The following is a 24,838-nucleotide window of genomic DNA, read 5'->3' as shown; positions in this document are numbered from 1 at the left end:
GCCTCTGTTAGTGGCGCCGTGCATGATCGGGCTCATGACACACGGTTCCCGAGATGCCTTCCGCTCTCTCGCTTTGCTGCATCTGTCGCCCCAGGAAACTGAGAAGTGGCTCGGTCTACTTCGCCCTGGTGTGCGTCTTGAGGTAGCGGCGGGCATTGACGACGTGGTTGGCCAACTCGGTGGCCTCCCGACTTTGCCAGTCGCCTCGGAGTGGCCGACCTGGGAGGGGCACGGTCCGCTCTCCTTCGTCGCCTCGATCGACTGCGCGCGACTGCCGAAGGCCGCGCTGGACATCGATCTCCCCGAAGCGGGAGTACTTCTGTTCTTCTACTTCGACGGGCAATTGGACGACGGTGAAGCGCTCGTTCTGGCCGAGGACCGAGCGAGCTGGGCAGGTGCCCGCGTGCTCTATGTGGCGGCCGACGAGAAAGTGGCGGAGCGCGGAACGCCGGACGGGCTCAAGCCGTACCCGGCGGTGCAGCTGACCGCCCGGGCGGAGATGACGGCGACCGAACCATGGCATCCGCGCGTCAGGGACGCCTTCGCTCCAGGTGCTCCGCTCGGAAACCGGTACGACCATCCTGTCTGCGCTCAGGACTTCCTCGACGCCCTGTGGGAGTTCGACGAGGAGATAGGGCACCAGATCGGCGGCCATGCTCACTCGGTGCAGAACCCTGTGGAGATCGAGGTTGCAGAGGCGGTCCTGGACGGCGAGGTGCCCTGGCACGACCCACGGTTGTCTGAGGAGACGGACAACTGGGTGCTGCTGGCCCAGTTCGACAGCGAGGACACGGCGGACATGATGTGGGGCGACGCCGGGGTTCTGTACTGGTTGATCCGCCCAGAGGATCTGGCAGAGCGGCGCTTCGAGCGGGCGATGTTCACCTGGCAGTGCAGCTGATGGGCTTCGCGGGCCCAGCTTGGGGCGTCCAGTACACGCTGTACCTGCCCGGTGAGGATGCGGCGCGGGCGGCTGCGGCAGAGTTGGCGGGGATGGGGCACCGGTTGACAGCGGTGCGGGTTCACGATCACTTCCGGTCCGTTCCGTCGAGCTTCTGGTACGGCAAACCGTCAATGGATCCTGAGCTTGCAGGCTGGTGGCAGGTGTTTTCGCTGGCCGTCTACAGCGGCCACGACCGGATGGCTCTGGAGCCGTTCTTCCGGACTGAGCGGGCTCGGATGGCCCGCGTCGCGCGTGAGCACGGCGGTTTCCAGCAAGGAGGTAGCGAGGGGCATGCAGCGACCCTCGAGGGGGTCTTCACACGGGACGGCCTGGTTCATGAACGGGCTGGAGCCGAGGTCCCCCTTCCCGGCCCTCTCCCCACAGAGCCTGTGCGGCCTCCGGCCGGTCCAGCGTGGAATTGCGACGGGCTCGGTGACCCCACGTTGGCCGTCCGGGCCGTAGTGACGGCTGCAGAGCGGATGTACGGCGGGATCGCAGATGCTCCGGAGGCCGTGGCATGGCTGCTCGACGAGGAGTTCGCCTTCGGGGAGCCCTACGAGACGGCGGGTGACTTCCTTGGCGATCTCGCGGATGCCGTGGCGCATCAAGGCACCTGTACGGACGCTACGGTCGAGGCCGTTCCCTTCCTCGTCGAGTTGGTCAGCGATGAGACGATCGCGGCCGGCAGCCGGTTGGTACTGCTCGGCGATCTGTTGCGTCTCGCGGCATCGGGCCCATCCGCAGCCGTCTCCCTGGCCGACCGAGCGGCGGCTCTCGGCGGAGAGTGGCAGGAGCCGGCCGCTGACTACCTGACGCGGCAGGCTATAGGCCGGGCGCTACCGCGGCTGCTGTCCCGCTGGGAAGACGAGGGCGATGTCATCCGGTTCGCGCTCGCCGCCCTTGCATCCGTGTGCGGTGGGGATGGGGATGACCAACGTCTGCTCGTGAGGTTGGCCGAGCTGCCGGCTCCAGCGGGGACGGACCGTGCCGACGTGGTGGCTCTCATGACAGCTCTCCTCGGGGACGAGGAAGAGCGCCTGCAGTCCGCTCTGGGCCGGATGAGCTCCTGGCTGCCTCGTATCTCGGAGAACATGACGAGCCCGTACGTCGAGCATCGAGATCTCGCGCGGTCCCTCCTCCCCGGTCTCGTCATGGGGGACGCGGTGTCGAGCACGATGCAGGCAGGCCCTGATCTGCCGTAACCGTTTGCCTCGTTCACCTTTACGGCTGGCGAGGGCTGCTGCCCAGGACCGAGGTGATCCGTCTGCTGCGCGGGCACCAGTCATGAGGGCGGTCAGCGTCACGCCAGAACGGGCCGGGAGCGGGGCGAAGCAACCGCAAGCCCGCGTACACCTCCACCCACCGCCCCGAACAGGCATCGAAAGCCCCGGAAACGACGAAGATCCCGTCCGATCTTTCGATCGGACGGGATCTCGTCACCGTTCCCGAGAGCTACTCGCGAACTGTCGTTTGTGGACCTGTGGGGATTTGAACCCCAGACCCCCTCGATGCGAACGAGGTGCGCTACCAGACTGCGCCACAGGCCCTTGCGACGTGTGAAACATTAGCATCCCCCCGCGGGTGCTCCAAAACCGGATTCCGGGAGCGTCCGCGCAGGTCCGCTCACTCGTTCGCGGCGCGCGGACGCTCGTCGCTCTCGTACTGGTCGAACAGCGGGGTGCGGCCCCGCTCGCGCCCCCGGGGGCGCGGCGTGGTGGGCGTCTGGGCCGGAGTCTGCGCCTGGGGCTTGGACTCCGGCGCCGGGGCGCCGGGCTGGGCGCGCAGGCGCGGCTCCGTCGGTTCGGCGGTGCTGGAGCGGGTCGAGCTCCAGGCGTCCGGGGCCGCGGGGCCGGTGGCGCGCGGGGCGACGGGCGCCGTCACGTACGTCGGCAGCGGGACCGGGACCGGCTCCCAGCTGTCACCGCGGGCGGGGCCTCGCTCGCGCTCGCGCTGCTGGTCCACCCACTCGGCGTGGTCCGTCTGTTCGACGAGCGCCCTGCGGCCGGCTTCCTGCGGGGAGACCGGTGGCGCAGGGTCCGCATCGCCGCCGGCGGCGGCCTCGGGCTCGCGGCGGCGGGGGCGGTTCTCGCGCAGCTGGCGCGCGGCGGCCTCGGCGCGGCGCCGGTCCATCGTGAACTCGTAGCGGCGCCGCTCCTGGACCCGCAGGTGCACGATGTACGTGCTCAGCAGGAGGGCCGGGACGGCCGGAGCCCACAGCAGGCGCAGGCCGCCCACCGCGGCGACGACGGCGCCCAGGGTGAAGACGAGGAACAGGAGCGCGGTGGTGCGCCGGCGCCGGGCGAGGACCTGGAGGCGCTGCTCGCGCCGGGCCCGCTCGGCGCGCTGCTCGCGCTCGGCCGCGGCCGGTCTCGGCTCCGACCTGGTCGGGGGCACGACGAAGGCCCGGGCGTCGGTGTCCACGGATTCGACCTTCTCCGTGGCGGCGTCCGGGTCCGCGCGGGGCTGGGGCTCCGCCTCCTCGTCACCGCGCTCACGCAGCCCCTTGGCGTAACGGCGCTCCATTCCCGCCCGGCCGGAAAGCAGCCGAATGGCAGTGGAGAAGCGTTCCGTCGGACGGGCTTCGTTCAGCTCGTCCTGCCTCCGGAGCCACATGGGCACCAAGTAGGCGGCCCAGGCCCCGACAATGACTGCGTAGATGAGGCCGCTGCTGCTCACACCTCATACCGTAGAGGGGCCGGGCCGACGGGATCGGCCAATTGGGCCGGTGTGTCGCACGATCTCGCTGATATCACGGACTTTTTTTGTGATTCTTCGGATCAGGTTATGGGCGAATCGGTTCAGTGACCCTTAATTCGAACAGCTATTCGGTTTTCGATCGACGTTCGACGTCGGGCCCGCTTACCCGTGCGGGATATCTATTTCGACGGGCTCTCCGGATGCCGCGCCCGGTGCCAGCGGCGCAGCAGTCCGTCCGGGACCTCCTCCACGGTGACCGCGTACACGAGGTGGTCGCGCCAGGCCCCGTCGATGTGCAGGTAGCGCGGGCGCAGGCCCTCCTCGCGCAGGCCGAGCTTCTCCACGACCCGGCGGCTCGGCCCGTTCTCCGGGCGGATGCACACCTCGATCCGGTGCAGTCCGACCCGGCCGAAGCAGTGGTCCACCGCGAGCGCGACCGCCGTCGGCATCACCCCACGGCCCGCCACCTCGCGGTCCACCCAGTAGCCGACGTGACCGGCGCACATCGAGCCCCAGGTGATCCCGGCGACCGTCAACTGCCCGACGAGCCGGCCCTGGTACTCGATGACGAAGGGCAGCATCCGGCCCGCGTTCGCCTCGGCCCGCAGGTGGCGCACCATCTGGCGGTACGTCGGCCGCTGGACCACCGGCCCCCACGGAGCGGGCGGCGGGATGGTCGCCTCCCACGGCCGGAGCCACTCGCGGTTGCGCCGGTTGACCTCGCGCCAGGCCTTCTGGTCCCGCAGCTTTATCGGCCGGAGCGTGACGTCGCCGTCCGCCAGGACCACCGGCCAGGTGGGGCCGTTCAGCTCGTGCTCCCGGAGGGTCCCGCCGGTCTGGGGTGGTCGCCGCCGCGGATCTGGTCCACGGCGTGCAGGAGGATCCGGGACAGGACGGCGACGCCGTCCTTCACCCCGCCCGTCGAACCCGGGAGGTTGACGATCAGGGTGTGTCCGGCCACGCCCGCCAGGCCCCGCGACAGGGCCGCGGTCGGGACCTTCGCCAGGCCCTCGGCGCGGATGGCCTGCGGGATGCCGGGGATCTCGTAGTCCAGCACCCGTGCCGTGGCGTCCGGAGTGCGGTCGGTCGGCGAGATGCCGGTACCGCCGGTGGTGAGGACGACGTCGTACCCGGCGGCCACGCCCGCGCGGAGCGCCTGCTCGACGGGGTCGCCGTCCGGGACGACCCGCGGGCCGTCCACCGCGAAGCCGAGCTCCTCCAGCGCCGCGGCGAGCAGCGGTCCGCCCCGGTCGGCGTAGACGCCCTGCGAGGCCCGGTTCGAGGCGGTGACCACCAGGGCCCGCAGCGGTGCGGGGGCGGTCTCCGTCGCGGACTCGGTCCCGGGCTCGGTCTCCGCGGTCGCCGCGGGCACGGCGTGCAGGTGGCTGTGGACCTCGCCGCCGCGCGGGGCGTTCACGCGCGCGCCCAGTCGCCGGACTTGCCGCCGGTCTTCTCCTCCACCCGGACGTCCGTGATGACGGCGCCCTTGTCGACGGCCTTGACCATGTCGACGACGGTCAGCCCGGCGACCGCGACGGCGGTGAGCGCCTCCATCTCGACGCCCGTGCGGTCGGTCGTCTTCACGGTGGCCAGGATCTCGACGGCGTCGTCGGCGACCCTGAGGTCCACCGTCACGCCGGAGACGGCCAGCGGGTGGCAGAGCGGGATCAGGTCGGGCGTCCTCTTCGCGCCCATGATCCCGGCGATCCGCGCGGTGGCGAGCGCGTCGCCCTTGGGGACGCCCTCGCCGCGCAGCAGCTCGATCACCCGGGGGGAGACGAGCACCCGTCCACTGGCGCGGGCCGTCCGGGCGGTGACGTCCTTCCCGGAGACGTCGACCATCCGGGCCGCCCCGGCCTCGTCGATGTGGGTCAGCCTGCTCTGCGTACTCATAGCTCTGCGCGCCGCTTCCGTCCGGGTCCCCGGGGGGCCTGTGTGATGCAACACGCTACCCGCACCGGCCGCACTTCAGCCGAGCAGGATCACTTCCAGCTCGGCACCGGGCTCCACCGAGGTGACGTCCTCCGGTACGACGATCAGGGAGTCGGCGTGCGCCAGCGCGGCGATCAGGTGGGACCCCGATCCGCCGACCGGGCTGACCGTGCCGTTCTCGGCGTCGTAGGTGCCGCGCAGGAACTGGCGGCGGCCGGCCGGGGAGCCGATCGGCTTGTCGGCGGTGAGCACCGCGCGCACGCCGGGCCGGCTGACCCCGGCCTCCGGGAGGCCCATGAGCGTACGGATCGCGGGGCGCACGAACAGCTCGAAGGAGACGTAGGAGGAGACCGGGTTGCCGGGCAGCGCCAGGAGCGGGGTGTGGTCCGGTCCGATGACGCCGAAGCCCTGCGGCTTGCCGGGCTGCATGGCGAGCTTGCGGAAGTCGATGCCGGCGCCGTCCACGTCCTCGGCGTCCGGGCCGCCGGTGGCGACGGAGGTCAGCGCCTCCTTCACCACGTCGTACGCGCCGACGCTGACCCCGCCGGTGGTGACCAGCAGGTCGGCGCGGATCAGCTGGTCCTCGATGGTGGAGCGCAGGGTGTCGGCGTCGTCCGCGACGGCGCCGACCCGGTAGGCGATGGCGCCCGCGTCCCGGGCCGCGGCGGCGAGCGCGAAGCTGTTGGAGTCGTAGATCGTCCCGGCGGTCAGCGCCTCGCCCGGCTGGACGAGCTCGCTGCCGGTGGACAGGACGACCACGCGGGGGCGCGGCCGGACCCGGACGGTGCCCCGTCCGATCGCGGCCAGCAGGGCGATCTGCGGCGGACCCAGCACGGTGCCCGCCGCCAGGGCCAGGTCACCGGCCTGTACGTCGCTGCCGCGCGCCCGGACGTGCGCCCGGGCCTCGGCGGCCCGGTGCACCCGTACCTCGCCGCCCGCGCCCTCGGGCGCGGAGCTGGCCGGGGTCATGCCGGAGGCGGCGCCGCCGCCCGTGCCGCCGTCGGTCCACTCGACCGGTACGACGGCTTCCGCGCCGGGCGGCAGCGGGGCGCCGGTCATGATCCGCGCGGCCTGGCCGGGGCCCACGGTGGGCAGCTCGCCGCTGCCCGCCGCGACGTCCCCGATGACCGTCAGCACCGCCGGGAACTCCTCGCTCGCACCCTGGACGTCGGCCGTGCGGACGGCGTAGCCGTCCATGGAGCTGTTGTCGAAGGGCGGGAGGGCGACGGGCACGGTGACGTCCTCGACCAGGACACAGCCCTGGGCGTCCAGCAGCTGGAGCTCGATGGGCTCCAGCGGCCGGACGGTGGCGAGGACGTCCGCCAGGTGCTCGTCCACCGACCAGAGGCGCTGCTCGCGCCGGGCCTGCCCGGTGTCCTGCGGTGCGGAACTGCTCAAGGTGCTACATCTCCTCCGTGACGTAACGGTGAAGCCAGGTGCGGAACTCCGGGCCCAGGTCCTCACGCTCGCACGCGAGGCGGACGATGGCCCGCAGGTAGTCCCCGCGGTCCCCGGTGTCGTAGCGGCGGCCCCGGAAGACCACGCCGTGCACCGGGCCGCCGATGGTCTCGTCGGCGGCCAGCTTCTGCAGGGCGTCGGTGAGCTGGATCTCCCCGCCGCGGCCCGGCTCGGTCTCCCGCAGTATGTCGAAGATCGCGGGGTTGAGGACATAGCGTCCGATGACCGCGTAGTTGCTGGGCGCGTCCGCGGCGTCCGGCTTCTCGACGAGACCGGTGACGCGGACCACGTCCTCCTCGTCGGTGGCCTCGACGGCGGCGCAGCCGTAGAGGTGCACGCTGGCGGGGTCGACCTCCATCAGCGCGACGACGGTGCCGCCGGTGCGGGCGTAGATGTCGGCCATCTGACGCAGCAGCGGGTCGCGGGGGTCGATGAGGTCGTCGCCGAGCAGGACGGCGAAGGGCTCGCGGCCGACGTGCGGCTCGGCGCAGAGGACGGCGTGGCCGAGTCCGCGCGGGTCGCCCTGGCGGACGTAGTGCATGGTGGCCAGGTCGCTGGACTCCTGGACCTTCTTGAGCCGGTCGTCGTCGCCCTTGGCGGTGAGGGCGGATTCCAGCTCGTAGTTGCGGTCGAAGTGGTCTTCCAGCGCGCGCTTGTTACGCCCCGTGATCATGAGTACGTCGTCCAGCCCGGCCGAGACGGCCTCTTCCACCACGTACTGGATGGCCGGCTTGTCCACGACCGGGAGCATTTCCTTCGGAGTCGCCTTGGTCGCCGGAAGGAACCGAGTACCGAGGCCCGCAGCCGGGATGACGGCCTTTTTGATCACGGGGTGCAACATAGTCATGGGCGGAACGATAGTGGGTCCAGCCGAACGTCAGGCCGGATCACCGTCGATATCATCATATATGTCCATCTTCACAAGGATATTTGAGTCACCAGTGGCAGATAACCGCTCCTTCCCCGCCGCGAAGGCCGTACTGCGCCGGGAACTCCTCGCCGCCCGCCGGGCCTTGTCCCCCGACGACCGCGAGGCTGCGGCCCGCGCGCTCGCCCGGTCCGCCCTCGCCCTGCCCGAACTGGCCGGTGCCCGTACGGTCGCGGCGTACGTCTCCGTCGGAGCCGAGCCCGGCACCCGCGACCTGCTCGACGCCCTGCGCGCCGCCGGCAAGCAGGTGCTGCTGCCCGTCCTGCTGCCCGACAACGACCTCGACTGGGGCGCGTACGGGGGTCCCGGCTCCCTCGCCGGGGCCGAGCACCCCGGGAAGATGCGGCTGCTGGAGCCGGCCGGCCCCCGGCTCGGCCCGGACGCCGTCACCGGGGCGGACGCCGTGCTGCTCCCCGGGCTGGCGGTGGACCGGCGCGGCATGCGGCTCGGCCGCGGCGGCGGCTCGTACGACCGGGTGCTGGAGCGGCTGGAGCGCGCCGGGGCGCATCCCGCGCTGGTCGTGCTCCTCTACGACGACGAGGTGGTCGCGCGGGTCCCGGAGGAACCGCACGACCACCCCGTCCAGGCCGTCGCCACCCCGTCGGGGGTGCGCCGTTTCGGCGCGTGACCGCTAGGAGCCCGCGGGCTTCAGGGTCAGGGTGTCCACCGTCGCCTTGTCGACGGCGTCCTTGCCGTAGGGCCACTCCAGCAGCTCGCCCTTGGCCCACATCGTGGTCTGGTCGGTGTAGTTGCCGTTGTACGCGTGCCCCGAGGCACCGGTCAGGTTGATCCAGCGGGACTTGTCCAGGTCGTTGAGGTTCACGACCATCCGCATCGACGGCACCCAGGTGACCCCGTAACCGCCGGAGGCGTTCCAGCCGGTCGCGTTGACGGTGGCCTCACCGCCGCCCAGGTTCCACGGGCCGCGGTTGAGGAGCCACTGCATGAAGCCGGGGCCCTCGGTGCCGATCGTCTGGTTCTTCAGCGTCAGCTGGTGCAGCCGGCCCCAGGTCCAGCTCGACTGGTCCTTGCCGAGCTTGGCGGTCAGCTCCCAGCGGGCGTCCTCCATGGCGCGCGCGAAGATCTCGTCGCGGTTGGTGGCCGCCGGCTCCCTGCGGGTCGCGGGCGCCGTCCACCACGGCGACTTCTCCTCCTTGACCAGGCGGCGGACCACCTCGAACCAGCGGTCGCCGCCGTCGGGCTGCGCCGACACGGCGTCGCGGTCGCCGCATTCGCGGACGGTCTCGGCCAGGTCGTCGGCCGGGCCGGTGCCGTTGCCGCGCACGTTCATGCAGCTGCCCTCGATGCGCAGCTCCTTCGGCAGCTTGTCGCCGAAGGACAGCTTGAGGATGTTGCGCCAGACCGCGTTGAAGTAGGCGGCGGCCGCCGAGTCGGGCTCCTGGGTGTAGTTCCAGCCCTCCAGCAGCTTCTGGGCGGAGCGCACGTCCGGGTCGGACACCTCGATCTTGGCGAGCATCGGGGTCAGCAGCGCGGCGATCTCGCTGCTGTTGTCCATCTGCATGGTGCGCATGTCGTCGGTGGAGATCTTCCCGTTGTCCTTGATCTTCGCCTCGATGAGGTCGTTGATCCGCTGGCTGCGGGCGCCGTAGCCCCAGTCCGTGGTCAGCAGGTTCGGGTACTTGCCGGCGCCGGTGCCGGTCTCCACGACGGCCTGGTTGGCGGTGACGATGTAGCCGCGGGACGGGTTGTAGTCCCAGGGCAGCTCGCTCTGCGGGATGTAGCCGGTGCCGCCGTCCTTGCCGCCCTTCCAGGCGAACTTGGAGTCCCAGCCGGCGGCGGGCATGCGGCCGTCGTTCTGGCCGCGGAGCGGGATGCGGCCCGGGGCCTGGTAGCCGATGTTGCCCTTGGTGTCGGCGTAGATCAGGTTCTGCGAGGGGACCTCGAAGTCGGCGGCCGCCTGCCGGAAGGAGGCGAAGTCCTTGGCCCGGTTCAGCTTGAAGACCGCGTCCATCGACTTGCCCGGGTCCAGGGCCGTCCAGCGCAGGGCGACGGCGTAGCCGTTGCCGCGGTCCGGGGCGGCGCTGCTGACGGGAGCGCGGGCGCCGACCGTGCCGAGCTCGTCGCTGCGGTCGGAGATCAGCGGTCCGTTGTTGGTGGTGCGGACGGTGATCTTCTTGCTGGCGCCGCCGGCGACCTTGATGACCTCTTCACGGGTGGTGAAGGGGAGCACCTTGTTGTCGTAGACGTACCCCTCGGGCTTGACCTGCTCCAGGTAGAGGTCGGTGACGTCCGCGCCGAGGTTGGTCATGCCCCAGGCGATGTCGGCGTTGTGGCCGATGACCACGCCGGGCATGCCCGAGAAGGTGTAGCCGGCCACGTCGTACTGGCACTGGGCCGAGGCCGCACGGCAGTGCAGGCCCATCTGGTACCAGACCGAGGGCAGCTGCGGGGACAGGTGCGGGTCGTTCGCGAGCAGCGGCTTGCCGGTGGTCGTGTGCGCCCCGGAGATGACCCAGGAGTTCGAGCCGATGCCGCTGCCGTTGGGGCCGAGGATCGCGGGGATCTCGTCCAGGGTCTTGGCGAGGGCGGTCAGCTGGGTGTTCAGGCCGACGGTCGCGCCCTGGGCGGCGACGTTGCCGGCGAGGCCGGTGGCCGTACCCGTACCGGTGCCGGTGCCCGGGGCCGTGGAGGCCTGCGAGCCGTTGGCGGCGGAGCCGCCCGTGCCGGAACCGGAGCCCGGAGCGCCGGAGCTGCTGCCGGCCGCGCCCTGGGGGGTGTACTTGCCGTTGTCGGTCTTGCCGCCCTCGACGATCGGCTTGTTCCGGCCGAAGGGGTAGGGCGGGTAGAGCTCGTCGATCTGCGCCTGCGTGAGCTTGCCGGACATCAGCGCGCGGTCGATCTCGTCCTGCATGTTGCCGCGCAGGTCCCAGGCCATCGCCTTGAGCCAGGCCACCGAGTCGACCGGCGTCCACTGCTCGGGCGCGTAGTCCCCGCTGAGCTTGAGCGCCGCGTGCTCGACGGAGAGGTCCTTGCCGGACTTCCCCTTCAGGTACGCGTTGACCCCGTCGGCGTAGGACTGCAGGTTCTTCTTCGCCTCGTCCGAGAGCTTGGTGTCGTACTCGGCCTGCGCGACCTGGCGCCAGCCGAGCGTGCGCAGGAAGGCGTCCGTCTCGACCTGACCGGAGCCGAACATCTCCGACAGCCGGCCGGAGGTCATGTGACGGCGTACGTCCATCTCCCAGAAGCGGTCCTGCGCGTGGACGAACCCCTGCGCGCGGAAGAGGTCCGCGTCGCTGTCCGCGTAGAGCTGGGGGATGCCGTGGGCATCGCGTTTGACGTCGACGGTCCCGGCCAGGCCGGGCACGTCGAGGGAGCCGGTGGTCTGGGGGAAGGAGGCGCGCACGCTGTCCACGCCCCAGTACGCCCCGTAGCCGAGGCCCGCGAAGAGTGCCAGGACCAGAACGAGCACGATCAGACGGGCGCGTCGCCCCTTCTTCTTGGCGGGAGGAGCGGATTCGTTGGCGGGCATCGCTGTCCTTAGAGGGGCAGGGTGGTCCTGGGAGTGCTGGGAGCAACCATAGGCGCAGGACCCCGGTCGTTGATCCGCCAGGGGTCGGGCTGCCGAGGACAGGGGCGAACGGGCGTTTCACAATGTGGGTATCGCGTCAAGAAAGCGTCAAAGATTAGGTAAGGTAACGAAGTACTTGCCGATGCGCCGCGGAGCAACGATCCGCCGGGCGCTTTGAGGAAAGGGCCGCCCGCTGACTGTCCACGATCTCAATGAGCTCCTGCTGGTCTGCTCGCTCGTGCTGCTCATCGCCGTGGCGGCGGTGCGCGTCTCCTCGCGCAGCGGCCTTCCCAGCCTGCTCATCTACCTCGGCATAGGCATCGCGATAGGCCAGGACGGCATCGGCAACGTCGTATTCGACAACGCCGAGCTGACCCAGGTCATCGGCTATGCCGCGCTCGTCGTGATCCTCGCCGAGGGCGGTCTGGGCACCAAGTGGAAAGAGATCAAACCCGCCCTGCCGGCAGCGATCGTGCTGTCGCTGGTGGGTGTCGCGGTCAGCGTGGGCGTGACCGCGGCGGGGGCGCACTACCTCGTCGGACTCGAGTGGCGCCAGGCCCTGCTGATCGGCGCGGTCGTCTCCTCGACCGACGCGGCGGCCGTCTTCTCGGTCCTGCGCAGGGTCCCGCTGCCGTCGCGGATCACCGGCGTCCTGGAAGCCGAGTCCGGCTTCAACGACGCCCCCGTGGTGATCCTGGTGGTGGCGTTCGCCACCGTGGGCCCCGTGGACGAGTGGTACGTCCTCCTCGGCAAGATCGCGCTGGAGCTCACGATCGGCGCGCTCATCGGCCTGACGGTCGGCTTCCTGGGCGCGTACGGCCTGCGGCACGTGGCACTGCCCGCCTCGGGCCTCTACCCGATCGCGGTGATGGCGATCGCGGTCGCGGCGTACGCGGCCGGCGCGATGGCGCACGGCTCCGGCTTCCTCGCCGTCTACCTGGCGGCCATGGTGCTGGGCAACGCCAAGCTCCCGCACTGGCCGGCCACCCGGGGCTTCGCGGACGGGCTCGGCTGGATCGCGCAGATCGGCATGTTCGTCCTCCTGGGTCTGCTGGTCACCCCGCACGAGCTGGTCCACGACTTCTGGCCCGCCGTGATCATCGGGCTGGTGCTCACGATGGTGGCGCGGCCGCTGGAGGTCTTCGTCAGCCTGCTGCCCTTCCGGGTGCCCTGGCAGGAGCAGGCCCTGATGTCGTGGGCCGGCCTGCGCGGCGCGGTCCCCATCATCCTGGCGACCATTCCCCTGGTGACCGGGATCGAGGGCAGCGACCGCGTCTTCAACATCGTCTTCGTGCTGGTCGTCGTCTACACCCTGGTGCAGGGGCCGACCCTGCCGTGGCTGGCGCGCAAGCTGAAGCTCGGCGACAGCGACGAGGCCGCCTCCGACCTCGGCATCGAGTCGGCGCCGCTGGAGAAGCTGCGCGGGCACCTGCTGTCGTTCGCGATCCCGCCGGCCTCGCGGATGCACGGCGTCGAGGTGAGCGAGCTGCGGCTGCCGCCCGGGGCGTCGGTGACGCTGGTGGTCCGGGACGCGAAGAGCTTCGTACCGGCGCCGTCCACGGTGCTGCGGCGCGGGGACGAGCTGCTGGTGGTGGCCACCGACCCGGTCCGGGACGCGGCCGAGGCGCGGCTGCGCGCGGTGGCCAAGGGCGGCAAGCTGGCGGGCTGGCTCGGGACGGGCGGCGGGACGGCGCGGCACTGAGGCCGGGACACCTCGGACGCCCTCGAACACCCTCGGACACCGTCCGGAAAGCGGCGTTCGGCGTCCGAATTCCGATGGATCTTCGTACGAGTTTGAATTAGAGCGACGTTCTAATTCGCCATTTCCGGGGGTGTGTGGGCTGTTTTGCCCGCGTTTTAGGGGCTCCTACCTGCAAAGTTTCCGTTAATCGCAGGTGAAGTCCCCCCCTGTCGTCGGAATCACAGGGCGAGGTAGCCGCATTCCCTGTACGATGAAGGCACACCACATCGAACCAACTCTGCCTGACGCAGAGCTGGCGCGACCGCAAAGCGGCCGTGGCACCCTCCCGCAGTGGGCGCCCAGGTATCACTCGGTATTGCGCAAGAGGACAGCTCTCGGGGCTCCCACATGTACGGGTGCGGTCGCTCACGAGGCGGCGCATCGTCCGCAGACGGGGAGTTCTACCAGGCAGCGGAAAGGCCAGGCCGTGACATCCGCGGTCACGACCGACACGTCCGCCCGCCCCGGCTACGGACAGCTCCTGCGCACTCCCGGCGCCATCGGCTTCCTGATTCCCGGCTTCGCCGCCCGCCAGCCCTTCGCCATGCTGATCATCGGCATCGTCCTGCTGGTCCAGCACACCACCGGCTCGTACGGGGACGCCGGCATCGTCGCCACCGTCACCGGTGTGTCCATGGCTCTCTTCGCCCCCCAGATGGGCAAGCTCGCCGACCGCCGCGGCCAGCGCGCCGTCCTGGTCCCCGTCGTCTTCGTGCACGCCGCCGCCATCGGCGCCCTGACCGCGCTCGCCCTGCTGGGCGCGCCGATGTGGGCGCTGGCGCTGGCCGCCGTGCCGGCGGGTGCGTCCGTACCGCAGGTCGGGCCGATGGTCCGGGCCCGCTGGGCCGCCAAGCTGGAGGGCTCCCCGCTGCTGCCGACCGCGGCCGCGTTCGAGTCCGTCACCGACGAACTGACCTTCGTCGTCGGCCCGGTGCTCGCGACCTTCCTGTGCACCACGATCCACCCCTCCGCCGGCCTCATCGCCGAGGCGTCCCTGACGCTGCTCGGCGGCCTGCTGTTCGCCGCCCAGCGCGGCACCCAGCCCAAGCCCGCCCCGCGGCTCGCGGGCGGCCAGAAGCACGTCTCGGCGCTGTCCATCCCCGGTCTGCGCGTTCTGGTCATCGCCTTCGTGGGGATCGGCGCCGTCTTCGGCGGCATGCTGATCTCGCTCGCCGCGTTCTCCAACGAGATCGGCAACCCGGGCGCCAACGGCCTGCTGTACGGCGTCTTCGCCGGCGGCAACATGATCGCGGGCATCGCCTGCGGCACGATCGCCTGGAAGATCGGCCCGCGCCGCCGCCTGATCCTCGGCTACGTCGGCCTCACCGCCGCCGCGTCCGTCCTGTGGGCCGCGAACTCCGCGGTGCTCCTGGGCGCGCTCGGCCTCGTCGTCGGCCTGTGCATCGCCCCCGCCCTGATCACCGGCTACACCATGATCGAGCAGCTGGTCCCGGCCTCCGCCCGGACCGAGGCGTTCACCGCGCTGACCGGCGCGGTCGCCCTGGGCCAGGCCGCCGCCGTCACCATCGCGGGCCGGCTGACCGACGCGTACGGCTCGACCGCCGGGTTCCTGGTGCCGATGGCCGCCACCGCGCTCGCGCTGGTCGTCCTGCTGTCCCTGCGGGGCAGGCTGGCGCCGAAGGCCCCGAGCCGGATCGTGAACTCGTCGTCGGACACGGGATCCCCGGGCGCGGGATCCCCGAGCGCGGCGCCGTCGAACGCGTCGGCGTCGAACACGGTGTCGCCCGCGTCCCCCTCGGCCGCCCGGAACCGGGTGAACGAGCGTGGGATCGGTCACCGCGTGCCGGTGACGGTGGACTGATCGGCCGGAATACGTCACCATGGAGCGTCGTTAGCACTCATTGAGTGAGAGTGCCAGGAGGAAATTCGTGCCGACCTACCAGTACCAGTGCACCGAGTGCGGTGAGGGCCTTGAGGCCGTGCAGAAGTTCACCGATGACGCACTGACCGTGTGCCCGAGCTGTGACGGACGCCTGAAGAAGGTGTTCTCCGCGGTCGGCATCGTCTTCAAGGGCTCCGGTTTCTACCGGAACGACAGTCGCGGCTCTTCGTCGAGCAGCACCCCCGCCTCGAAGCCGGCCTCGACGACGTCGTCCACGACGACCGCGGCGCCCGCTCCTGCCGCTTCGTCCTCCACGACGTCGTCGAGTTCGAGCAGCAGCTCCACCTCGGCCGCCTGACAGCCGTCGCGAGACCCCGCCGCCCACCGGGCAGCGGGGTCTTCCGCATGCCCGGCTAGGGTGACTCCATGGTGAACGCAGAGATCGGTGTCATCGGCGGCTCGGGCTTCTACTCCTTCCTGGAGGACGTCTCCGAGGTCCGGGTGGAGACCCCGTACGGACCCCCCAGCGACTCCCTGTACGTCGGCGAGCTGGCCGGCCGGCAGGTCGCCTTCCTCCCCCGGCACGGCAGCGGCCACACCGTCCCGCCGCACAAGATCAACTACCGGGCCAACCTGTGGGCGCTGCGTTCGGTCGGCGTGCGCCAGGTGCTCGGCCCGTGCGCGGTCGGCGGCCTGCGGGCCGAGTACGGTCCGGGCACGCTGCTCGTGCCCGACCAGCTGGTCGACCGTACGAAGGCCCGGGCGCAGACGTTCTTCGACGGGGAGCCGCTGCCCGACGGCACCGTGCCGAACGTCGTCCACACCACCTTCGCCGACCCGTACTGCCCGGTCGGCCGCGCGGTCGCGCTCGCGGCGGCCCGGGGGCGCGACTGGGAGCCGGTGGACGGCGGCACCATGGTCGTCGTCGAGGGGCCCCGCTTCTCCACGCGCGCCGAGTCCCGGTGGCACGCGGCGGCCGGCTGGTCCGTGGTCGGCATGACGGGCCACCCGGAGGCGGTCCTCGCCCGCGAGCTGGGGCTCTGCTACACCTCGATGGCGCTGGTGACGGACCTGGACGCGGGGGCCGAGACCGGGGAGGGCGTGTCCCACACCGAGGTCCTGAAGGTGTTCGGCGAGAACGTCGGCCGCCTGCGCGAGGTCCTCTTCGACGCGGTGGCGGCCCTGCCGTCGACGGAGTCGCGGGACTGCCTGTGCACGCACGCGCACGACGGCTGGGACCTGGGGATCGAGCTGCCGTAGGGGCGGGTCCGATCCGGTTCGGTCGGGTTCGATTGTGGGGCGGGCGGGTCGGTTGTGGGGCGGTGCGGTGCGGTGCGGGGCGGTGCGGTGCGGTGCGGTGAAACGTTTCCGCTTTCGCGGGCGGCCGGCCGCGGGGCTGATCGCCCGGCTCGGGGAGCCCGCGTTCGTCGCACTCACCGCGATGGTCGCCCCGGAGAACCGGCGCTCGCGCGTCAACAGCGCCTTCGGCCTGACGAGCCAGGGCTTCGCGGAGGCCTGCCGGGTCCCCGGCGGACGCTGGCTCCGCCCGGAGCGCGGGGCGCGGCGTCACCCGTGGGGGTGACGCGGTTTTCCACAGGACGGAGGCCGTCCACAGGCCGGAGCGGGATCCCGCGGGAGGCCGGATCGTGGGTCGGGTCCGGACGTCCGGTCCGGACCCCGCAACCCACTCAGCTCGGTGGTGGTCCCCATGTCCCGTACGCCTTCGGCCTCTTCGGCCCCTTCCGCTTCTTCAGCCCCTTCGACTTTCCCTTTCCCGTCGGCGGGCGCCCCGACGTGTCCCTCTCCGTGTCCGCCGGCGCGACCGGTCCCGGCCTTCCCGCCGCTGCGGGTGGGGCGCGGCGGGTACCGGCTGGGCCGGGCCGTGCGGCGCAGGCGGCGGGCCGCCGCGGCCGGGCTGGCCGTCGTCGCGGCCGCCCTGGCCGTGGGCGGCACCGAGGCACAGGCCTCGCGCGGGGCCGCGCCGCCGGTGGTGAGGGCGGCGCCGGCGGCCGTGCGTCTGGTGTCGGCGCCCGTGCGCATCGCGGACGCGGCGACCGTGCGGCTCCTGCGGCCCGGAGACCGGGTCGACGTGGTCGCGGCGGAGCGCGCGGGACCGCCGAGGGTGGTGGCCGCGGGGGCGCGGGTCGCCCGCGTGCCCGACCTCGAGGACGGTGCGGGGGACGGCGGGGCGCTGGTCGTCCTGTCCGTGCCGCGGGACACGGCGCGGGCCCTCGTGGGGGCGGGCGCCACGGCCCGACTGGCGGTGACGTTGTGCTGAATCGCACAGGCGCACAGTCAAGTCACCTTGAGGTGGCACCCGATTGGACACGCCGGGCCCGGACTGCCGTAGCTTTCGGAACCGTTGGCTCCGAAATCGGCACATGTGAAGAAAGGCTCAGTGGTGAGCGAGAAGAAGAAGGAGAGCGTCCTGGCGGGCTTCAAGGCCTTCCTGATGCGCGGCAACGTGGTCGACCTGGCGGTCGCCGTGGTCATCGGCGCGGCGTTCACGAACATCGTGAACTCCATCGTCAAGGGGATCATCGGCCCGCTGGTCGGCGCGATCGGCACCAAGAACCTGGACGTCTACAAGTCGTGCCTCAAGGACCCGTGCGGCCTCGACGGGAACGGGCAGCCGACGGGTGTCGAGATCCTCTGGGGCTCGGTCCTCAACGCGACGCTCACCTTCGTGATCACCGCGGCCGTCGTCTACTTCCTGATGGTGCTGCCGATGGCCAAGTACCTCGCCAAGGTGGAGGCGCGCCGCAAGGCCAAGGAGGGCGTCAAGGAGACCATGGAGATCACCGAGCTGGAGGTCCTCAAGGAGATCCGCGACACCCTGGTCGCCCAGCGCGCCAACGGCGGCGGCGCGGGCCCCGCGGGCACGGGTCCCACGGGGTCGCGCGACGCCTTCTAGGCGGCCGGTGCGCACGGGCCGCCGCGGCGGCTCAGATGTGGTGCGGGGGCTTCTCGTCGAGGAAGCGGGCCAGGTCGGCCGTGCTTCCGCCGGCGGGCGGCCGCTCGCCCCAGCCGCGGTCGGTGTCGTCCGAGGACTGCTGGTCCAGCGGGTCGTCGAAGACCAGCCGGGGCTTCGGCCGGGGCGCGCCGCCGCTCGGCGCCGGATCGGCCGGCTGCCGGGACGGCCGGGGGGACTGCGGGTCGGAGGCGGGGGCGGGGCTCATGCCTCCAGGGTACGGCCGCCCCCTCCCCCGGTCCCGGTCCCGCTCAACTGGGGGCTTCGGCGCCCTTGCGGGCGTAGAACCACCAGCACACCGCGAGGCACGTGGCGTAGAAGGCGATGAAGATCCACAGGGCGTTGGTGACCGCCATCGCGGCGAACATCGCCGGGATGAAGAAGAAGCCGTAGGCGGCGATCGCCGAGGAGAAGCCGGTGACGGCGCCGGACTCCATCTCCGACTGCTTGAGGGCGGCGGCCTGCGCCTCGGGGCCCTTGCCCTCGGCCTCCCGCATGTGCTGGTCCCGGAAGATCACCGGGATCTGCCGGAAGGTCGAGCCGTTGCCGAGGCCGGAGAAGGCGAAGGCCGCGAGGAAGCCGATGAAGAAGGCCCAGAAGCTGCCCTGGTCGCCACCGGACGGCAGGGCGAAGACCACCACGACCAGCGCGGCGGCCATGCCCACGAAGGACAGCATGGTGACCCTGGCTCCGCCCATCTTGTCCGAGAGCCAGCCGCCGGCCCAGCGCATGAGCGCGCCGACGAACGGGCCGATCCAGGCATAGGTGGTGGCCTGGTAGCCCTGCGCCTCGAAGTTGTTCTTGATCAGCAGGGGCAGGCCCGCGGCGAAGCCGATGAAGGACCCGAAGGTGCCGACGTAGAGCCAGGTCATCAGCCAGTTGTGCTTGCGCTTGAAGATGATCTTCTGCTGGCTGAAGGGGGCCGCGGCCACCTTGAGGTCGTTCATCAGGAACCAGGCGAGCAGCGCCATGATGACCAGCAGCGGCACCCAGAGGAAGGCGCCGTTCTGCAGCCAGATGTCGGTGTCCTTCTTCCCGTCGCGCTGCGGACCGCCCGCCGGGGCGCCGAGGACGGCGGCGGTGACCACCAGCGGGGCGACGAGCTGGACCACGCTCACGCCGAGGTTGCCGAGGCCGCCGTTGAGGCCGTTGGCGCTGCCCTTCTCCCGCTTGGGGAAGAAGAAGCCGATGTTCGCCATCGAGGAGGCGAAGTTCGCGCCGCCGATGCCGCAGACGGCCGCGATGAGGGCCAGTTCCCAGTACGGGGTGCCGGTGTCCTGGAGCGCGAAGCCGAGCCACAGCATCGGCGCGACCAGGATGATCGTGCTGAACGCGGTGAACTTCCGCTCGCCGAAGATCGGCCCGATGAACGTGTACAGGATCCGGAAGGTGCCGCCGGTGATGCCGGGGATGGCGGTCAGCCAGAACAGCTGCGACTTGGAGAACCCGAAGCCGACGTCGTTGAGTTTGACCACGGTCACCGACCAGACCTGCCAGACCACGAAGCCGAGCATCAGTGCCGGGATCGAGACCCAGAGGTTGCGCTGGGCGACCTTGCGGCCGGTGGACTGCCAGAAGCCGTCGTCCTCGGGCCGCCAGTCGCCGATGGTGGCGCCGGGCTTGTAGGTCTCCGCGCGGTGCGAGCGCACCGGGTTCGGAGCGGGCGGGGGTATCGACATGGTCATCGGTCCTTCGGGTCGAGGAGCCACAGGGCGATCACGACGAGGAAGGACAGGACCAGGAATCCCGCCCCCCACCAGGCCGTGCCGGTATTGCCCTCCATCCACTCGTTGACGATCACGGTGAGCGCCCAGAGCTGGCCGACGACCACGGTGAGGGCCAGGAGCAGCCGGGCGTTGAGCTTGGAGGACCGCTCCGGCTCCTGTTCGCTGCCGGCGCCCGGGCCCGGGCCCGTGTGCCGGATCCGGGGGTCGCCGTAGCCGCTGGTGGGACGGATCTGCGGATACCGCTCCCGCACCGGCCGGTTCAGCCGGGGCTGGGCACTGCCCGGGTGGTAGTCCGGGCGCGGAGGAAGCTGTGCGTCACTCACGTCCGCCCGCTTTCGGTCGACATGGCGCGAGCCGCCCCGGGGCATCCCAGCTGTGCGGAGAACTCGGGGCGGGAATCGCCGAACTGCCGGCAGAGGGCGTCCTTCGCCGGCTCTCCCGACCGGGCGGTGGCGACGGCCCAGACGCTGCCGTCGGCCTGCTCGGTCAGGAAGACCTTCGGGAGGGGGCGCGGCGGCGGCCCGGCCGTCACCTCGCCGGTGCGGGCGTTGAAGACGCCCTCGTGGCAGGGGCAGTACAGCTCCCCGTCCGGGCCCCGGTCCTCGCGCCAGAGCACGGCGCAGGCCAGGTGGGTGCAGACGGCGGAGTAGCCGACGAGGGAGCCGTCCTCCAGCCGCACGGCCAGCGCCCGGTCCTCTTCGCCGGGGAACCGGAAGGCCACGGACTGGCCGGCCGGCAGGCGGTCGGCCACCTTCTTGGCCTCGGGCATCGTCTCGCTGTCCCCGTGCCGGTGCAGGATGCCGGCGGCGACGCCGACGCCTCCGATGGCCAGGCCGCCGGAGACGGTGGCGACGATCCGCAGGTAGTCGCGGCGGGTGGTGAGGGAGTCCGCACTGATGCGGTCGCGGAGCTGGTCGGCGGCGGCGTCGCCGTCGGGGCCCGGGGCGGAGTGCGGGGCGGGCTGTTCGGTGACGCTCATCGGACGTCCACTCCGTTGATCTCGACGACGGGCAGACCGCCGGGGACGGGCCACTGGACCTTCTCGGCGGGCACGACCATCGCCACGCCGGTGCTGACCACCACGTCGCCGAAGACGAAGGAGTCGGCCACCTGGACGCCGGGGCGCTCGGCCTGGAGCTCTTCGAGCGTTCCGTAGAAGAGGGCGCCGGTGGGGCACACGGTGGCGCACATGGGGGCCAGGCCGTACGCGGTGCGGTCGTAGCAGAGGTTGCACTTCATCTGCAGCTTCGCCTGGAGGTCGATCTTGGGAACGCCGAAGGGACAGGCGTTGACGCAGTTGGCGCAGCCGATGCAGCGGGTGGTGTCGGCCTGCTGGACCACCCCGTCGGCGGTCACCAGGATCGCGTCGGCGGGACAGACCTCGGCGCAGGGCGCGACCGGGTCCTCGCAGTGCATGCAGACGGTCGGGAGGGAGGCGACGGACTTGCCGGGATCGGTGTAGTCCAGGTGGATCATCGACTTGCCGCGGTGCGAGTCGCACTCGCGGCAGGCCGAGACGCACGCTTGGCAGCCGATGCACCGACCCGGATCGATGAAGATCGTGCGGCCCATCATGGCGGGTCAGCTCCTCTCCGCCGTGCCGCGGCCCTGGGGGGCCGTGGGCGGCAGGGGGTCGGTGCGCGAGACCTGGGTCTCCGGATAGGCCTCGTGTCCCGGGGCCGTGGGCGGCGCGGGGACCTCGTCGATCCGCTCGGCGGCCTCGATCCGGGCGGCGCAGACCTTGTACTCGGGGATCTTCGAGCGGGGGTCGAGGGCGTCGATGGTCAGGGCGTTCGCGGCCGTGGGAACGGGCCAGTGGTACGGGATGAAGACGGTGTCGGGGCGGATCGCCTCGGTGACCAGCGCGGGGAAGACCTCGCTGCCGCGGCGGGTGACCACCCGGACCGGGTCGCCGTCCCGGAATCCGTGCGAGGGATGGACCTCCACCCACGGGCGGGGGGTCTGCTCGACGAGGGCGCCCAGGCGGCGGGTCTGGTTGCCGGAGAGGAAGTGCGCGACGGTGCGGCCGGTGGTGAGGGAGAGGGGGTACTCCTCGGTGTAGGCGTCCATGGGCGGATGCCATTCCACGACCTGGAGGTGGATCTTCCCGTCGGGGTGGTAGGTCCGCCCGTCCTCGAAGAGCCGCGGGGTGCCGGGGTGGTCGGTGGAGGGGCAGGGCCAGGCGATCCCGCCGGTCTCCTCCAGCCGGTCGTAGGTGATGCCGTAGTAGTCGTTGACCGTGCCGGCGGAGGCGACCCGCAGCTCCTCGAAGACCTCGCGGGAGCCGGGGAAGTCGAAGTGCCGTCCGGCGCCGAGGCGCCGGGCGAGCTCGCAGATCACCCAGGTGTCGGTGCGGACCCCGGCGGGCGGCTCCTGCGCCTTGTTGTGCTTGACCACCCGGGCCTCGGCGTTCGCCATCACGCCCTCGTCCTCGGCCCAGGTGGTGACGGGGAAGACGACGTGGGCGTTGGCGGCGGTCTCGGAGAGGAAGAAGTCGAACTGGGCGTGGAACTCGGCGGTGTCGTAGCCGTCCTTGACCACCCCGTAGTTGGGGAGGGAGACGAAGGGGTTGTTGCAGATCCCGATGAGCCCGCGGATCTCCCGCCGCTGCATCTGCCAGACCATCTCCATCATGGAGGTGCCGGCGCCGGGCAGTTCGGACTCCTCGATGCCCCAGATCTCGCAGATCTGCCGCCGGTGCTCGGGGTTGGTGATCGAGCGGCCGCCGGGGAGGAGGTCGGACTTCTGGCCGTGTTCGCGGCCGCCCTGGCCGTTGCCCTGGCCGGTGATGGTGCCGTAGCCGGCGCCCGGCTTGCCGATGTTTCCGGTGGCCACGCACAGGTTGATGACGGAGAGGCAGTTCTCGACGCCCTGGGAGTGGTGCTCGATGCCGCGGGCGTGCCAGGCCATGGCCCGGTCCGCGGCGGCGAAGACCCGGGCGACCTGCACGATCTGCTCGGCGGGGATCCCGCAGATCTCGGCGGAGCGGGAGGGCGGGTAGGCGGCGACGGTCTGCTTCACCTCCTCCCAGCCGGTGGTGTGGGCGGCGAGGTACGCCTCGTCGGCGAGGCCCTCGGCGACGACGACGTGCAGGACGGCGTTGAAGAAGGCGGAGTCGGTGCCCGGCTTGAGGGCGACGTGGATGTCCGCGGTGCGGGCGACGGCCGTCTCGCGGGGGTCGATGACGATCAGCGAGGCGCCGCGGTCCCGCGCGCCCCACAGGTACTGGGTCATCACGGGGAAGCACTCCCCCACGTTCGACCCCGCGATGAGCAGGCAGTCGCTGAGGAGGATGTCGGAGAAGGGGTTGCCGGCCCGGTCGATGCCGAAGGCGAGCTTGTTGGCGCCGGCGGCGCTGACCATGCACAGCCGGCCGTTGTAGTCGACGTGCTTGGTCTTCAGCGCGACCCGGCCGAACTTGCCGACCAGGTAGGTCTTCTCGGAGAACAGGCTGGCGCCGCCGAGCAGGCCGAAGGCGTCGTTCCCGTACTGCTCCTGGATGCGCCGGATCTCGGAGACGGTGAAGTCGAGGGCCTCGTCCCAGGAGGCCTCCCGGAACTCCTCGTCGCGGGAGCGGCGCATCAGCGGGGCCGTCAGCCGGTCCGGGTGGTTGACCTGCTGGTAGGCGTTGATGCCCTTGGGGCACAGCCGCATCCGGTTGATGTCGTGGTTGCGGGGCTCGACGCCGAAGACCTTCCCGCCCTTGTCCACGCGCAGGTACATCCCGCACTGGACGCCGCAGAAGCAGCAGTGGGTGGGGACGAGGGTCTCGCCGTTCTGGTCGGCGTGCCACTGGTCGGCGGGGATGCCTCCGGCGTCGCGGAAGTTGCGGGTGCCGGGCGGGGCGATGGAGGGGTCGATGGAGATCGGTACGGGCGCGGGCCGGGCGGCGGCCTCGGAGGGGTCCGTCGCGGTCACTTGAAGCCCTTCTTGACGTGGGTCAGGTAGGCGCTGCCGCGCAGCACCCGCTTGCAGCGGGGGCAGTACTCGGCCCAGGCGTCGAAGTCGAGCTTCAGGTCCTTCATCGTCCCGCGGAGGTTCTCGACGTACGGGGCGGTGTCGACCGGTTCGCCGCAGCGCTTGCAGGCGAAGACCTGCTCGTCCTGGCGGGCCGTGTACTTGAACAGCTGCATGCCGACGGCGGCCGGGCGCTGGACGATGTGGAAGAACTTCCCGAACGGGATGTAGATGAGGGTGAACACCACCGACACCATGTGCAGGATGGCGAGGAACTCGTATCCGCCGCCGTGCAGGAAGATCGACGAGAAGGTCAGCAGCAGCCCGGTCACCGAGATGACGATGAGACAGATCAGCGGCAGCAGGTCGTAGGCGAAGCGCTGGCCGGTCATGGCCCCGCGGTCCTTCATCCGCCGCCACAGGAAGTACGAGGCCCCGGGGATGACCAGGACGGCCGCGACGTCCAGGCCGTGGAACATCAGCCAGCCCAGGATGCTCAGCGAGTCGAAGCCGAGCACCTTGATGCCCCAGATGCGCATTTCGTAGCCGGGCCCGGAGCCGCTCCCGGAGGTGAAGGTGAACCAGCCCCAGGTGAGGGGGAAGGTGATGAGGGCCGCGATGATGCAGCCCCAGAAGATGAGCTGGTGGGCGGCCCAGCGGGCGCGCGAGCGGGCGCCGAGGAACTTCTGGAAGCCGAGGTAGGTGGCGATCATCTTCGGCAGGGCGGTGGGTGCCTTGCGGAAGTTGGCGGCCGAGAAGAAGCTGCCGAAGCCCCTCTTGAAGAGACGGCGGGCACCGGGCGCCGAGACCCAGACGGTGTACCGGTACGCGACGCCGAAGGCCAGGAAGACGGTGGCGACGGCGTACGGCAGCAGTGCCGAGTCGAAGTCGCGCAGCAGCCGGCTGCCCAGCACGATCGCGACGACGAGCAGGAGCGAGACGACCGTGCCGGCCAGGGTGGCCCGCGCGGCGACGGACCGCCGGGCCGCGGGCGGCTCATCGGGCGGCTCGGGCCGCTCCGGTGGCGGCGGTGGGGCGGCGGCGAGGACTTCCGTGGGCTCGGACACAGCACCACGCTAGGTGGTGTGTACCGTTTCAGCCCGTTATGCCCC

At 71.3% G+C, this 24,838-nt stretch carries 24 protein-coding genes and 1 tRNA gene; 10 read left to right on the top strand and 15 right to left on the bottom strand.

The genetic code is table 11. From position 1 onward, the window contains the following. Positions 1-34: 34 nt before the first annotated feature. Positions 35-901, top strand: coding sequence for a YwqG family protein (locus ACZ6S8_RS20455; protein ID WP_469457639.1), 867 nt, complete (start codon positions 35-37; stop codon positions 899-901). Beyond that, positions 901-2,145: a hypothetical protein gene (locus tag ACZ6S8_RS20450; RefSeq protein WP_469457890.1), complete on the top strand. Its 1,245-nt coding sequence runs from the start codon at positions 901-903 to the stop codon at positions 2,143-2,145. Before ACZ6S8_RS20455 ends, ACZ6S8_RS20450 begins: the two co-directional genes overlap by 1 nt. Before the next feature lie 271 nt (positions 2,146-2,416). Here the strand turns inward: ACZ6S8_RS20450 and ACZ6S8_RS20445 are convergent. The 7 genes from ACZ6S8_RS20445 to galU all read right to left on the bottom strand — a co-directional run bounded on the left by ACZ6S8_RS20445 (position 2,417) and on the right by galU (position 7,877). Further along, positions 2,417-2,490 (bottom strand) — tRNA-Ala (locus ACZ6S8_RS20445). Between the two features lie 76 nt (positions 2,491-2,566). Continuing rightward, positions 2,567-3,619, bottom strand: coding sequence for a divisome protein SepX/GlpR (gene sepX / locus ACZ6S8_RS20440; protein ID WP_469457637.1), 1,053 nt, complete (start codon positions 3,617-3,619; stop codon positions 2,567-2,569). A gap of 200 nt (positions 3,620-3,819) precedes the next feature. Further along, entirely contained in the window at positions 3,820-4,428 is a 609-nt protein-coding gene (locus tag ACZ6S8_RS20435) for a GNAT family N-acetyltransferase (protein ID WP_386530022.1), read from the bottom strand. A gap of 17 nt (positions 4,429-4,445) precedes the next feature. Next, the gene (locus ACZ6S8_RS20430) at positions 4,446-4,946 is read right to left on the bottom strand and encodes a MogA/MoaB family molybdenum cofactor biosynthesis protein (RefSeq protein WP_469457888.1); all 501 of its coding nucleotides are present in this window, start codon (positions 4,944-4,946) and stop codon (positions 4,446-4,448) included. Positions 4,947-5,053: 107 nt separating this feature from the next. After that, entirely contained in the window at positions 5,054-5,533 is a 480-nt protein-coding gene (gene moaC / locus ACZ6S8_RS20425; RefSeq protein ID WP_469457635.1) for a cyclic pyranopterin monophosphate synthase MoaC, read from the bottom strand. Between the two features lie 75 nt (positions 5,534-5,608). Further along, positions 5,609-6,970: a molybdotransferase-like divisome protein Glp gene (glp, locus tag ACZ6S8_RS20420; protein WP_469457633.1), complete on the bottom strand. Its 1,362-nt coding sequence runs from the start codon at positions 6,968-6,970 to the stop codon at positions 5,609-5,611. Between the two features lie 4 nt (positions 6,971-6,974). After that, positions 6,975-7,877 (bottom strand): UTP--glucose-1-phosphate uridylyltransferase GalU, encoded by a 903-nt coding sequence (galU, locus tag ACZ6S8_RS20415; RefSeq protein ID WP_386530026.1) that lies wholly within the window; start codon positions 7,875-7,877, stop codon positions 6,975-6,977. 61 nt (positions 7,878-7,938) lie between these two features. On the opposite strand from galU, the gene ACZ6S8_RS20410 reads away from it, so the two are divergent. Beyond that, the gene (locus ACZ6S8_RS20410; RefSeq protein ID WP_469457630.1) at positions 7,939-8,586 is read left to right on the top strand and encodes a 5-formyltetrahydrofolate cyclo-ligase; all 648 of its coding nucleotides are present in this window, start codon (positions 7,939-7,941) and stop codon (positions 8,584-8,586) included. A 3-nt stretch (positions 8,587-8,589) separates the two neighbouring features. On the opposite strand, the gene ACZ6S8_RS20405 is transcribed toward ACZ6S8_RS20410, so the two are convergent. After that, entirely contained in the window at positions 8,590-11,448 is a 2,859-nt protein-coding gene (locus tag ACZ6S8_RS20405) for a penicillin acylase family protein (RefSeq protein ID WP_469457628.1), read from the bottom strand. A 277-nt stretch (positions 11,449-11,725) separates the two neighbouring features. Here ACZ6S8_RS20405 and ACZ6S8_RS20400 point away from each other — a divergent pair, with 277 nt between their 5' ends. The 7 genes from ACZ6S8_RS20400 to mscL all read left to right on the top strand — a co-directional run bounded on the left by ACZ6S8_RS20400 (position 11,726) and on the right by mscL (position 17,985). After that, positions 11,726-13,189 (top strand): potassium/proton antiporter, encoded by a 1,464-nt coding sequence (locus tag ACZ6S8_RS20400; protein WP_469457626.1) that lies wholly within the window; start codon positions 11,726-11,728, stop codon positions 13,187-13,189. A 466-nt stretch (positions 13,190-13,655) separates the two neighbouring features. Then, positions 13,656-15,050, top strand: a complete 1,395-nt coding sequence (locus ACZ6S8_RS20395; RefSeq protein WP_469457624.1) for an MFS transporter — start codon at positions 13,656-13,658, stop codon at positions 15,048-15,050. Positions 15,051-15,117: 67 nt separating this feature from the next. Further along, positions 15,118-15,429: an FmdB family zinc ribbon protein gene (locus ACZ6S8_RS20390; protein WP_469457622.1), complete on the top strand. Its 312-nt coding sequence runs from the start codon at positions 15,118-15,120 to the stop codon at positions 15,427-15,429. Between the two features lie 68 nt (positions 15,430-15,497). Beyond that, entirely contained in the window at positions 15,498-16,331 is an 834-nt protein-coding gene (locus ACZ6S8_RS20385) for an S-methyl-5'-thioadenosine phosphorylase (RefSeq protein ID WP_469457620.1), read from the top strand. Between the two features lie 97 nt (positions 16,332-16,428). Further along, entirely contained in the window at positions 16,429-16,653 is a 225-nt protein-coding gene (locus tag ACZ6S8_RS20380; protein WP_469457618.1) for a hypothetical protein, read from the top strand. A gap of 126 nt (positions 16,654-16,779) precedes the next feature. Continuing rightward, positions 16,780-17,349 (top strand): hypothetical protein, encoded by a 570-nt coding sequence (locus tag ACZ6S8_RS20375; protein ID WP_469457616.1) that lies wholly within the window; start codon positions 16,780-16,782, stop codon positions 17,347-17,349. 123 nt (positions 17,350-17,472) lie between these two features. Then, a complete protein-coding gene (gene mscL, locus ACZ6S8_RS20370; RefSeq protein WP_469457614.1) occupies positions 17,473-17,985 on the top strand; it encodes a large conductance mechanosensitive channel protein MscL in 513 nt (170 codons plus the stop codon). Positions 17,986-18,016: 31 nt separating this feature from the next. Here the strand turns inward: mscL and ACZ6S8_RS20365 are convergent, their stop codons facing one another. Genes ACZ6S8_RS20365 through ACZ6S8_RS20335 form a run of 7 tightly spaced genes read right to left on the bottom strand, consistent with a single transcriptional unit; the run spans position 18,017 to position 24,793 of the window. After that, complete coding sequence (locus ACZ6S8_RS20365; protein ID WP_469457612.1) at positions 18,017-18,250, bottom strand: hypothetical protein; 234 nt, start codon at positions 18,248-18,250, stop codon at positions 18,017-18,019. A gap of 43 nt (positions 18,251-18,293) precedes the next feature. Further along, the gene (locus tag ACZ6S8_RS20360) at positions 18,294-19,721 is read right to left on the bottom strand and encodes a NarK family nitrate/nitrite MFS transporter (RefSeq protein WP_469457610.1); all 1,428 of its coding nucleotides are present in this window, start codon (positions 19,719-19,721) and stop codon (positions 18,294-18,296) included. 2 nt (positions 19,722-19,723) lie between these two features. Continuing rightward, a complete protein-coding gene (locus ACZ6S8_RS20355; protein ID WP_469457608.1) occupies positions 19,724-20,137 on the bottom strand; it encodes a hypothetical protein in 414 nt (137 codons plus the stop codon). Further along, on the bottom strand, positions 20,089-20,748 hold the full coding sequence (locus ACZ6S8_RS20350; protein WP_469457607.1) for a Rieske (2Fe-2S) protein: 660 nt from the start codon (positions 20,746-20,748) through the stop codon (positions 20,089-20,091). The genes ACZ6S8_RS20355 and ACZ6S8_RS20350 overlap by 49 nt, the downstream gene beginning before the upstream one ends. Further along, positions 20,745-21,344, bottom strand: coding sequence for a 4Fe-4S dicluster domain-containing protein (locus ACZ6S8_RS20345; protein ID WP_469457605.1), 600 nt, complete (start codon positions 21,342-21,344; stop codon positions 20,745-20,747). The genes ACZ6S8_RS20350 and ACZ6S8_RS20345 overlap by 4 nt, the downstream gene beginning before the upstream one ends. A 6-nt stretch (positions 21,345-21,350) precedes the next feature. After that, positions 21,351-23,687, bottom strand: coding sequence for a molybdopterin oxidoreductase family protein (locus ACZ6S8_RS20340; protein ID WP_469457603.1), 2,337 nt, complete (start codon positions 23,685-23,687; stop codon positions 21,351-21,353). Further along, the gene (locus tag ACZ6S8_RS20335) at positions 23,684-24,793 is read right to left on the bottom strand and encodes an MFS transporter (protein WP_469457601.1); all 1,110 of its coding nucleotides are present in this window, start codon (positions 24,791-24,793) and stop codon (positions 23,684-23,686) included. The genes ACZ6S8_RS20340 and ACZ6S8_RS20335 overlap by 4 nt, the downstream gene beginning before the upstream one ends. Between the last annotated feature and the right edge of the window lie 45 nt (positions 24,794-24,838).

It is taken from the genome of Streptomyces sp. NPDC048461 (assembly GCF_055587105.1).
Note: the sequence above shows the minus strand (reverse complement) of the source record. Positions and strands in the feature narration are given on the sequence as shown.

Bases quoted from the DNA above. Each gene is read 5' to 3' on its own strand.
- ACZ6S8_RS20345 (WP_469457605.1), bottom strand. From the start codon at position 21,344: ATGATGGGCCGCACGATCTTCATCGATCCGGGTCGGTGCATCGGCTGC.
- galU (WP_386530026.1), bottom strand. From the start codon at position 7,877: ATGACTATGTTGCACCCCGTGATCAAAAAGGCCGTCATCCCGGCTGCG.
- moaC (WP_469457635.1), bottom strand. From the start codon at position 5,533: ATGAGTACGCAGAGCAGGCTGACCCACATCGACGAGGCCGGGGCGGCC.
- ACZ6S8_RS20375 (WP_469457616.1), top strand. From the start codon at position 16,780: ATGTCCCGTACGCCTTCGGCCTCTTCGGCCCCTTCCGCTTCTTCAGCC.
- ACZ6S8_RS20405 (WP_469457628.1), bottom strand. From the start codon at position 11,448: ATGCCCGCCAACGAATCCGCTCCTCCCGCCAAGAAGAAGGGGCGACGC.
- ACZ6S8_RS20455 (WP_469457639.1), top strand. From the start codon at position 35: ATGACACACGGTTCCCGAGATGCCTTCCGCTCTCTCGCTTTGCTGCAT.
- ACZ6S8_RS20410 (WP_469457630.1), top strand. From the start codon at position 7,939: ATGTCCATCTTCACAAGGATATTTGAGTCACCAGTGGCAGATAACCGC.
- ACZ6S8_RS20350 (WP_469457607.1), bottom strand. From the start codon at position 20,748: ATGAGCGTCACCGAACAGCCCGCCCCGCACTCCGCCCCGGGCCCCGAC.
- ACZ6S8_RS20450 (WP_469457890.1), top strand. From the start codon at position 901: ATGGGCTTCGCGGGCCCAGCTTGGGGCGTCCAGTACACGCTGTACCTG.
- ACZ6S8_RS20365 (WP_469457612.1), bottom strand. From the start codon at position 18,250: ATGAGCCCCGCCCCCGCCTCCGACCCGCAGTCCCCCCGGCCGTCCCGG.
- ACZ6S8_RS20360 (WP_469457610.1), bottom strand. From the start codon at position 19,721: ATGTCGATACCCCCGCCCGCTCCGAACCCGGTGCGCTCGCACCGCGCG.
- ACZ6S8_RS20385 (WP_469457620.1), top strand. From the start codon at position 15,498: ATGGTGAACGCAGAGATCGGTGTCATCGGCGGCTCGGGCTTCTACTCC.
- ACZ6S8_RS20355 (WP_469457608.1), bottom strand. From the start codon at position 20,137: ATGCCCCGGGGCGGCTCGCGCCATGTCGACCGAAAGCGGGCGGACGTG.